General features: G+C 75.7%; 3 protein-coding genes. All 3 read right to left on the bottom strand.

Annotation, left to right across the window (positions count from 1 at the left end; translation table 11 throughout):
- The coding region (locus DW299_RS16635) for an SDR family NAD(P)-dependent oxidoreductase (protein ID WP_136037248.1) at positions 1 to 169 on the bottom strand (169 nt) is incomplete at its 3' end.
- A 25-nt stretch (positions 170 to 194) separates the two neighbouring features.
- On the bottom strand, positions 195 to 1,139 hold the full coding sequence (locus DW299_RS16630; protein ID WP_342589058.1) for a glycosyltransferase family 2 protein: 945 nt from the start codon (positions 1,137 to 1,139) through the stop codon (positions 195 to 197).
- Between the two features lie 22 nt (positions 1,140 to 1,161).
- Positions 1,162 to 1,528, bottom strand: a 367-nt coding sequence (locus DW299_RS16625) for an aminotransferase class V-fold PLP-dependent enzyme (RefSeq protein WP_136037246.1), incomplete at its 5' end; no start/stop codon positions are given.

The raw sequence follows: 1,528 nt of genomic DNA, 5'->3' as shown, positions 1-1,528 counted from the left end.
GCTCCTCGACGGTCTCGCGGATGCGCTCCTCGCCACGGGCGACGATCACGGTCGCGGCGCCCGCGCGGGCGAGTGCGGTGGCGATGCCGCGGCCGATGCCGGAGCTGCCGCCGGTCACCACGGCCGTGCGACCGTCGAGCGAGAACAGCGAGTCGAGGTAGGCGTTCATGCGGGCGGCCTTTCGGGGGTCGGGCTCACCAGTTCAGGGCGTCGGCGAGCGCGGGATCGGGAGCGGCGTCGGCGAACTCCGGCAGCGCCCGCAGCTCGGCCAGGAAGGCCTGCACCTCGGCGTCGTACGCCGGGTCGGGGTGCGTACGGGCGATGTCGAGCAGGGGAGGGACGTCCATCGCCAGGATGAGGTCGAGGCGGGCGGTGACGGCGGCGTGCTCCCCGGCGGCGTGCAGCACCGCGATCCCGCCGCGGAGGGCCGTGAGGTAGTCGCGGAGCACGGGGAGCTGGGCCTTGCTCTGCGTGATCGACGTGCCGTCGGCCCTGACCCGCCACTCGACGACGACGTCGGGGATGACGTCGAACGCCCCGGCGCGGGTGTACAGGGTCTGCGCGACGACCTGGTCCTCGTAGGCGACGCCCTCGGGGAAGCGGAGGTCGGTCCACAGCGGGGTCCTGCTCACCTTCGACCACGCGACGATGTTCGACGCGGCCGCGGGGTGCTCGGCAAGCGTGGTGCCGCGTCGCTCGGGGGCGGTGGCGGCGGCGACCCACGGCTGCACGCGCCCCGCGACGTAGCGGTCGCCCTGCCACCGCGACCGCACGTACGCGCCGGCGGCGAGGTCGCTCCCGGTCTCCTCGAGCGTGCCGAGCAGCCGGGCGAGCGCCGTGGGGCGCAGTTCGTCGTCGGCGTCGAGGAACCCGGTGTACGGGGTGTCCACGAGCGAGAGTCCCACGTTGCGCGCGGCACCGAGGCCGCGGGAGGCGGCGTGACGCATCGACGTGAACCGCGGATCCGCGGCCGCGGCGGCGTCGAAGATCGCGCCCGTGTCGTCGGTCGAGCCGTCGTCGATGAGGATGGCACGCCAGCGTCGCTCGGTCTGCGCGCGCAGCGAGTCGAGCGCGGCGGGGGCGAAGGCGGCGATGTCGCGTCCTGGCACGACCAGGGTCACGAGCGGGGCGTCGGTCACCAGCCGAGTCTAGAGCCGCAGCTCATCCGCGGACGGCGTCCACCGAGGCGGCGACGAGGGCGGCGAGGCGCTCCGGCGCGTCGTCCGGGAGGGGGGCGCGCCCGAACGTGAAGCGCACCGAGGTCTGGGCGACCGCGGGGTCGACGCCGCACGCGAGCAGCACGTGCGACGGCTCGTCGCTGCCCGCCGCGCACGCGGAGCCGCTGGACGAGATGACGCCGCGCCGCTCCAGCTCCAGCAGCACCGCCTCGCCGCTCACCCCCGCGATCGTGAAGCTGGCCGTGGCGGGCAGACGGCGCACGGGGTCGCCCGTGAGCGCCGCCTCCGGCACCCGCCGCAGCACCTCGGCGATGAAGCGTCCGGTCGCGGCGCCGATCCGCGCCCCCGCG

Source organism: Microbacterium sp. K35, from assembly GCF_004794375.1.
GTDB classification, from domain to species: domain Bacteria; phylum Actinomycetota; class Actinomycetes; order Actinomycetales; family Microbacteriaceae; genus Microbacterium; species Microbacterium sufflavum.
This window is presented reverse-complemented; position numbering and strand designations above follow the sequence as displayed.